We start from the raw sequence: 7,553 nt of genomic DNA on the forward strand, positions 1-7,553 counted from the left end.
CTTTCATAATCAACCACTTGTGCTAATCCTTTAACAGCAGCAACAAATTTTGTCATCGCCCAATCACGATCAATAAGATTATTATCAAGAACTTTTGCTTTTGCTGCAAAACTATCATCACCATATTGCACTACAGACATTTTTATTTCCCCTTCAACTATATTGTTCAATCTTACTTTTAAATGAGGGAGATTAAACAGTTTCTCTTTTAATGCAGATACACGCATTTGAACTCGTGGTGCGAACATTCCTCAGACAACAGCACAACAATCCTCAAAAGCGTATACCACTTCAATTTTCAACGCATTTTCTGAAATATTTCTTCTTTGCTCCAAAACCATTATTGCTGCTATACTTATTCACTAAAATGCTCTAAACTTAAACTTCCACGCAACAATACCGAAACTTCTACATTTGCTCTATCTATTTCGCTTTGCCTATTTTACCACCACCAAGCCTTCAACAGAAAACAATAATAATCTGCCTCTCTCCTTGGCCATAAAAACTATCTGCCAACAAAACCTTGCCGCATATAAAAACTTAAGCCCATTAAAAATTTCAGCATTTTACCGATAGCAGCTTTTTACCCTCCATAACCTTATAGCTTCCTCTGCACCTAAACCAGCATACCCTCTGGCACCCCATAAGATGGCACCCTACAAGATTAGTGCACCTATTCAAAAAGATACATCTCCCCACCCTGCTCTTTCTGCATACATGCAATCTCTTGCACAAAACACAAAAAGAATGCTCTTTTAAACAGATCCGCCATATAGTAACATTAAAAAAGACATCCTAAATAGCTAAACAGCTATCAATCTCCCTTTTTCAATTATCATTCGCTTTTCTTTGCAACTAATTACTATATAAGATTTTTTGAACCTTTTCAAGAGTTTCTTAAGCATTCAGTCCGATACGCCTTCAATCCCATAACGCTTAACTCCCCCCATATTGATATTTTCAGAATTTCACATCATCTTCCTATAGATGACTTCACCCCATAACGTACAGTTCGCTCTTAATATTGCTGCTTTACATACGCTGCGGATATAAAAACATTAAAATAATCGTCTTATAATCAAAGTACAATTTCTGCTACAAACTTTCTCTTATTTTCAACCTTCTCAATAAGGCTTTTTCTTTCATATAAATCAATATATTGATTTATATGGATAATTCATTATCTTGTATGCTCAATAAAAATCTTAAAGATCATAGAATTATCGCATTTCAAATCTATTCCATGTTGAGTAAATTAAAATCTCTTGCTTGTACATCACAAATAGAACCTGACGTATCGATAAAATACACAGCAACAAATGTCTCTTATGCCCCCTCTCAAAAGCTAAGAGCTCTCGTAAATATTGGGAAAAATATATAATGATGCAGGCTTGCTCCTTTATTAAGTGTAAAGATGGTAGCACTCTAGAAATTTTATATTATTTATGGAAGCTTCACTATTATACTATTCACGAGCACCATTGTAAAATGGACTTACCGTGAGAGATCTTTCTTTAAAACACGCCCATAAATATGCAACGCAAATATATTCCTACATTCCATTATGATCTTTTTTCGAATACCCTTACCCTCTTCCCTGTTCTCTTGAAAAGCATAATGAGAACACACTAAACTCCAAACTTTGTTGGCGTTTCATGAAAGCATACGTAGCATACACCTGTACGCATACTTTAAATATAAGCCTCTTTTCACTCGTAAACATTGTGAAGCTTTTGTATTAATATTAGCACAACACTGTTTAAAGAAGTGGTATGATAAAAAACTGCTCTTATTGCACCCTAAGTTTCTGTATCGAAGGGGTAGTGGTTGTTTCTACAAGCCAATTTGCTAAACGAGAATGAAAACTATAGAAACATATCCCAAGTCCAGCTTGTTGCATAGATCGTAATATGCTGTCCCATAGAGAAAACCTCCTTAAAGGAAAGGAGGTTTTCCATTTACTGAAATAAACATTCTTTGATATTTAAGACAAAATTCTCTCTCTTGAAAGGAGCAAGAACAATATTATCACAATTACTTCTGGTTATACCTTCACACCTATCCCTTTTTCCTCAGACTTTCAAAGTCTGAGCACAATTTTTAACCTCCAAAAGAAGTTTTTTACCCGCTCTGTCTAGATTCTCACAATTTTGCGATTTCTGCATAGATAACTGACCTAAGAAACACTTCATTTCCCATTTATAGCGTAATTTTTTATCTTTCTTAAACTCTTCTACACTATAGATTTTTCTTTATAACCAGAAACTCCAAGCCCCATGCAAAGCAGCAATACTGTTATAATGACTTTATTCATGATTTAATTTTCTTCCTTTTTCTCTTCAGTTTTTTGCTCATCATCATGTACAAAGCTTGCCCCAGGCCAATCTCGTGCATGAATCTCACGATACGCTTTGTCTGCGTTTTTACAATTTTGAGAATCTAAACTTCCTGACATCATACATTTCATTGCCCATTCTTCGAGTAATTTTGGATCTTTTTTAAAGTCTGCTATACTGTAAGTTTTTTCACAACCAGCAGTGACAATCCCCACGCAAAGCAATAGTGCTGTTATAATGATCTTGTTCATAAATAAATTCCCCTTTTTTCTTTCAGTTTTGTAAGGTTTGAGCACAATTGCCCCATTAAAGTTACATATTTTGCCAATTGTGTATTTTATTACTCCCTCTCTTCATGCCTCAAATGACCAAGTCTCTTATATCCGATCTGTAAACAATCCGAATTCTTTGAGAACAGATTCTTTTTAGCTTCTCATTTCATTGTGATTGATTTACATAAAACTCGACAAGCCTAAAAATATTGACCCTAAAAAAGCATCTCACATGTCAAGGAAGCTTATATCACCGCCATAAATTGTTTTTGACATAACAGAATAATTTTTTAAAGTTTCCTACACTGTAAATTTTCTGCAACCAACAGTGACAATTTCAGCGCAAAGAAAATGTTGTCATCAATATTTTTTATGATTTTAATTGTTGTCTTGTTGTTTTTCAGTTTTATCGTTCTTTGTGCTATTTTCACGAAGTTTTTTTGCAAGATTTCTATAATGCTCTTGAAAAAGTTCCGTATCAGCTTGTATAATATTTTGACAATTTTTAGTTTCTAAAGCGGATGGTCCCATTTTCTCGCATTTCTTTCCCCATTTTTCCATTAATGTTTTATCTTTCTTAAAGTCTGCTACACTGTAGTTTTTTCACAACCAGTAGTGACAAGCCCCAGGCAAAGCAATAGTGCTGTTATAATGATCTTTTTCATGATTTTACTCCTCTCTTGTTTTATACTTTATTAACGATATCATTGGGGCCACACACCTCTCTATATCGTAATTTTGCGTATAATTTTTCTTTGACAAATACGCACATTTTTAACGCAAATATATTGAATCATAAGAGCCGCTTGCATTTATTAGACTTGCACTTGTAACATTATCAGCACGGCGGTTCTTTGTATTTGAAGTGTTAACACTTCAGCAGAATTCTTGATTTTTTGAAACTCTCAAAAAGCTTTTTTAATCACTTCTTTTTCTCCAAAAACCACTTCATAATGAGAAGTAGCACGAATATCCTATTTAAAATTCGTAATGCCTATATTCATTGCAAATTTCCTGCAATTGAAACAATATATTTTTTAATGAACGGATGGCGCTCTTATTATTTCTCAAACCACCGAGAACACAAACTCCCCTGCGCTTTTTAAATGCCAATAGAAATGTAAAAAAGTAATCTTATATATTCTTATAGAAGAAAAAAATGCTTATATTCTTGCCTACTATTACAGTGGTATTAACTATTTCAGATTATAAATGTAAGAAATACTTTCTATAATATATTCAATGGCTTCTTTTGTTCATTAGGAATAACGTATAGCGCACCAATATCAGTAACTTTTATTTATTTCCCCCCTTATAAATATAAGTATAATTTAATAAAGTGAAGCATTCACGTAGCAGAAAAAAAATAATCAACGCTACTCTTAATTCCATTATTATTGCCTATATTAAGTAAAATAAACAAAAAATAACTTCACATTTAAAATCATTATCAAGACAATTGCTACGAAAAAATAAACTTATCTATCCAGCTGCAATACAGATAACAAAAGCTATTATGATGATCTCATCTTATAAGAAAAAATTTAAAACGGAAAATTTTCATAAGCTCATAGCTATTGAACTGGATGATATAAAACCTGATGAAAAACACCTTAAATGAAGCACCCCTCATGAAAAAAGAGGGGTTTTTATTATTCTTAACTTCGTGTAAAAATAAAAGAGATTATCTTTAGAAAAAAGTCTTCAAACCGACCCAAACTTATTATCATATATCATTTTTTACACTTTTCCGTATTTTCGCGAAAGCAATTCGCGTACCTCATCGGCTATTTTGGTTCCACGACTTGCACAACTTACTTTAATTAACCGATGCAAATTTTCTGGTATATCAATCGTGAGGCGCTTCATACCTCCACTCATGTTCTTTTTGTGGTTTTCCACCCATGCATCAGCCGTTAAAGGAATTGATTTATTGGTTGGCTTCGTGCCAATTTTAATTTTTTTATTCATTGTGCTAACTCCTTGATTTCCGCTGCAATAGCTTCAATCTCTGCAGCTGCAGGGCCTTGCTTATCAACCTCATAAACAGCCTTCCCCTGTGCTGCAGCTTCTGCAAAAATCACGCGCTGCGCAACGCTAGAAGAAAGAACATGCACAGGTTGGTATATGCCAAGAGCTTCGTTCACATCACGCCCTATCGCTGTATTGACTATTTTACGATTAATAACAAAAGCAGATTTAAGATTCTCTTTATAAACGCGTGCTTCATCAATCAGCTTTACAATTCCATCAGCTGCCCAAATATCATAGGGACTAGGCAAAACAGGTATAAGCACCAAATCCGAAGCCATAAGAGCACTACGAACAAGGTCAGTCACACGTGGAGGACCATCGATAATAATATGATCATAACTATGACCAATCTGTGTAATCTCTTTGTGAACCGTTGCTCGCGGTAAACCAATAACTGAAAACAAAGGAGCATCTTCACGCGCAGCAGCCCAATCCAATGCACTTCCTTGCGGATCAACATCAATAAGCAAAACCCGTGCACCAGTACGTGCAAAACTGGCCGCAAGATTCACGCTCAACGTCGTTTTTCCGACACCTCCCTTTTGATTCAAAAGTCCAATGATCATTCATTATGCCTTTTAGCATTACCGTTTTTACGATTGTACAGAAAATAACAAAAGAAGCAAGCTTTCAGCTCCTACAAAACAACTACTTCTCTCATTTTTAGGATAAAAATAACAACCCTCAATTTTATCTTTATAATATTCTTTTAACTTTTAGCATTGAGCAAAAACATTATGAAGATAATATTCTTGAGGATAAGAAAAAATTTAAACAATAGACACGCTCTTCTTTTCTACCCTAAAATAAAGATTTTTTAATCCATGTCGATCTGTAAACAATGCTCTGTCAATAATTCAGCTTCTTATTTTGCGCCTGCCATTTGAGCTTCTTCCTTCATGTGATCCACTTAATACAACTCTATAAACAAGCTCCACTCTGAATATACAACAAACTATAAGGAGAATTCATTGTTTTACACATTGAGTGAGAGAGCCAAAATCAGGAAGATTCCCTCATTTCATACCTCTTATATGAATCACTTGCTTGCACATCACAAGCAGAACTAGCATATGAGCAAAAAACACTGAAAAGAAAGGACTAAAAATGCTTCTTATGCAGAATCTCCAATACCAAGAACTATTATAATATTAGGGGCTAGCAAAGTGTATGATAGTGTCGGCTTGTACCTTTTCTTGAACTAAAGAAGGAGTACACAATGAATTTTATACTCTTTGACTCTTGACAGAGTAAAATGGTCTTAAGAAAAATAAGGATACCTCTAGCAAACGTGTAAACAAGCAATACAATGAAATGTCTATGCTTAGTAAACACAATAGATTATCCATAAAAACCACACAGCAGTCTTTCATAAGGTCGCATAACGAACATGTTGCGGAATGAGATATTTTGCACCTTACAGCTCATTTTTCCCAAAGAGATCTCCTCGACAAAAAGAATATTTTTGTTAAGATGCCATTGAAAAACTTACCTTCATCATGTTTTTTATATACCAGAGAGTATCGTGAAGATCGTGCAATTGAGAATAAAAAATGAATTTACAACAAATTGAACCGGATATTTTCATCAGTGCCCAAATTAGTATAGAAAATATCAAAACATTGGCACAAGCTGGTTTTAAAACAATTGTCTGTAACCGCCCTGATCACGAGGAGCCTCATCAACCTGATTTTTTGAGCATTAAAACAGTCGCAAATGAATATGGCATAAAAGCCTATCACATTCCCATTTCTCTTCCAACTATAGAAAAGTCAGCTATTGAAACCATGCAAACAATTTTAAAAACAGCCTCTCTCCCTCTTCTTGCCTATTGTCATCACGGAGCACGCTCGCTGCATCTTTATCGTTTAGCGCGTCTTTAGACAGAGATTTTGCACACTTCCTCCTCGTTCTAAAAGATGAAGATTCTTAAATTCACACCGATTTTTAAAAAAATAATCTGTAAATAATCTTTGTCTAGTGCCTTTCCCTTAGCTTGCCACTTAACGTGATTCACTTCATAAAATTCTACAAACAAGCTTTGCTCTTCAATATACAACAAACATGCACACTCGAAGCCATAAAAATGCATGCAAATTCATATGATGATCAAGGAAATATTAATTTTTACTTCACCTGTCATCATGGCTTTACCTTCTTTTTCTCTTCCTTTACCAATATACCTCATTCGTACGCCACAGACACCTAAAACTACAGTACAAACTACTAAGAAAAATTGACATTGCGTATCAAAGGCGTGCAAGGCATTGATTTATAATGATAATTCACTGTTTTGTATATTGAATGAGAGTCTCGAATAACCTAAGATTCTCTCATTTCAAACCTGCTTATCTTTAATCAATCAAAACCACTCATTTGCACATCACAAGCGGGATGAATGTGTGGATCAAATTTGTATAAGAAAGGATTTAAAATGACACTTATGAACCGTCTTAATGCAAGGGCTGTCGCAACATTGGGGGCTGGCAAATATAACGATGGTGCCGGCTTGCTACTTCATAAGCGTAAAGATGGAGGTGCTCAATGGATTTTACGGTATACCCTTCACGGGCATCGTCGTGAAATGGGAGTTAGGTGCCTTGAGAGATGTTTCTTTAAAACAAGCCCGTGAATTGGCAACTGGGTGGCGTTCTATTTTACGTGAAGGGCGTGACCCTATTCAAGAACGTGAAAAACAAAAACGTGAAGCAATGCGTAATCTCCATTACTTAAAAGATATTGCCGTAGATGCTTTTGAAAGTCGTAAAGCTGAATTAAAAGGGGATGGTAAGAATGGACATTGGTTTTTACCTTTAAAACTCCATATTTTACCAAAATTAGGCTGTCTGCCGGTTTCTGAGATTACACAAACAGAGATACGCAACACGCTTGCCCCTATTTGGCATACAAA

6 protein-coding genes and 3 pseudogenes are annotated in these 7,553 nt (G+C 34.8%); 3 read left to right on the forward strand and 6 right to left on the reverse strand.

The window, feature by feature from the left end; translation table 11 throughout:
* The 6 genes and pseudogenes from ACFIO3_RS05990 to parA form a co-directional block, all read right to left on the reverse strand.
* Positions 1-140 (reverse strand): annotated as a pseudogene (locus ACFIO3_RS05990) (flagellar protein FlgN); the annotation flags it as partial.
* A gap of 1,932 nt (positions 141-2,072) precedes the next feature.
* On the reverse strand, positions 2,073-2,192 hold the full coding sequence (locus ACFIO3_RS05995) for a hypothetical protein (RefSeq protein WP_375608490.1): 120 nt from the start codon (positions 2,190-2,192) through the stop codon (positions 2,073-2,075).
* A gap of 125 nt (positions 2,193-2,317) precedes the next feature.
* Positions 2,318-2,587 carry an EexN family lipoprotein gene (locus ACFIO3_RS06000; protein WP_375608489.1) on the reverse strand — a complete coding sequence of 90 codons (270 nt, stop codon included), beginning with the start codon at positions 2,585-2,587 and terminating at the stop codon, positions 2,318-2,320.
* 399 nt (positions 2,588-2,986) lie between these two features.
* Positions 2,987-3,169 (reverse strand): hypothetical protein, encoded by a 183-nt coding sequence (locus ACFIO3_RS06005; protein WP_375608488.1) that lies wholly within the window; start codon positions 3,167-3,169, stop codon positions 2,987-2,989.
* Between the two features lie 1,179 nt (positions 3,170-4,348).
* Positions 4,349-4,579 carry a plasmid partition protein ParG gene (locus ACFIO3_RS06010; protein ID WP_375608487.1) on the reverse strand — a complete coding sequence of 77 codons (231 nt, stop codon included), beginning with the start codon at positions 4,577-4,579 and terminating at the stop codon, positions 4,349-4,351.
* The gene (parA, locus tag ACFIO3_RS06015; protein ID WP_375608486.1) at positions 4,576-5,208 is read right to left on the reverse strand and encodes a ParA family partition ATPase; all 633 of its coding nucleotides are present in this window, start codon (positions 5,206-5,208) and stop codon (positions 4,576-4,578) included. Before parA ends, ACFIO3_RS06010 begins: the two co-directional genes overlap by 4 nt.
* 987 nt (positions 5,209-6,195) lie before the next feature.
* On the opposite strand from parA, the gene ACFIO3_RS06020 reads away from it, so the two are divergent.
* The 3 genes and pseudogenes from ACFIO3_RS06020 to ACFIO3_RS06030 form a co-directional block, all read left to right on the forward strand.
* Entirely contained in the window at positions 6,196-6,525 is a 330-nt protein-coding gene (locus tag ACFIO3_RS06020; protein WP_375608485.1) for a TIGR01244 family sulfur transferase, read from the forward strand.
* Positions 6,526-6,698: 173 nt separating this feature from the next.
* Positions 6,699-6,882: pseudogene (locus tag ACFIO3_RS06025) on the forward strand (D-alanyl-D-alanine carboxypeptidase); the annotation flags it as partial.
* A gap of 194 nt (positions 6,883-7,076) precedes the next feature.
* Positions 7,077-7,553: pseudogene (locus ACFIO3_RS06030) on the forward strand (integrase arm-type DNA-binding domain-containing protein); the annotation flags it as partial.

It is taken from the genome of Bartonella sp. AD328YNZD (assembly GCF_042196425.1).

Bases quoted from the DNA above. Each gene is read 5' to 3' on its own strand.
- ACFIO3_RS06000 (WP_375608489.1), bottom strand. From the start codon at position 2,587: ATGAACAAGATCATTATAACAGCACTATTGCTTTGCGTGGGGATTGTC.
- ACFIO3_RS06020 (WP_375608485.1), top strand. From the start codon at position 6,196: ATGAATTTACAACAAATTGAACCGGATATTTTCATCAGTGCCCAAATT.
- ACFIO3_RS05995 (WP_375608490.1), bottom strand. From the start codon at position 2,192: ATGAAGTGTTTCTTAGGTCAGTTATCTATGCAGAAATCGCAAAATTGT.
- ACFIO3_RS06005 (WP_375608488.1), bottom strand. From the start codon at position 3,169: ATGGAAAAATGGGGAAAGAAATGCGAGAAAATGGGACCATCCGCTTTA.
- parA (WP_375608486.1), bottom strand. From the start codon at position 5,208: ATGATCATTGGACTTTTGAATCAAAAGGGAGGTGTCGGAAAAACGACG.
- ACFIO3_RS06010 (WP_375608487.1), bottom strand. From the start codon at position 4,579: ATGAATAAAAAAATTAAAATTGGCACGAAGCCAACCAATAAATCAATT.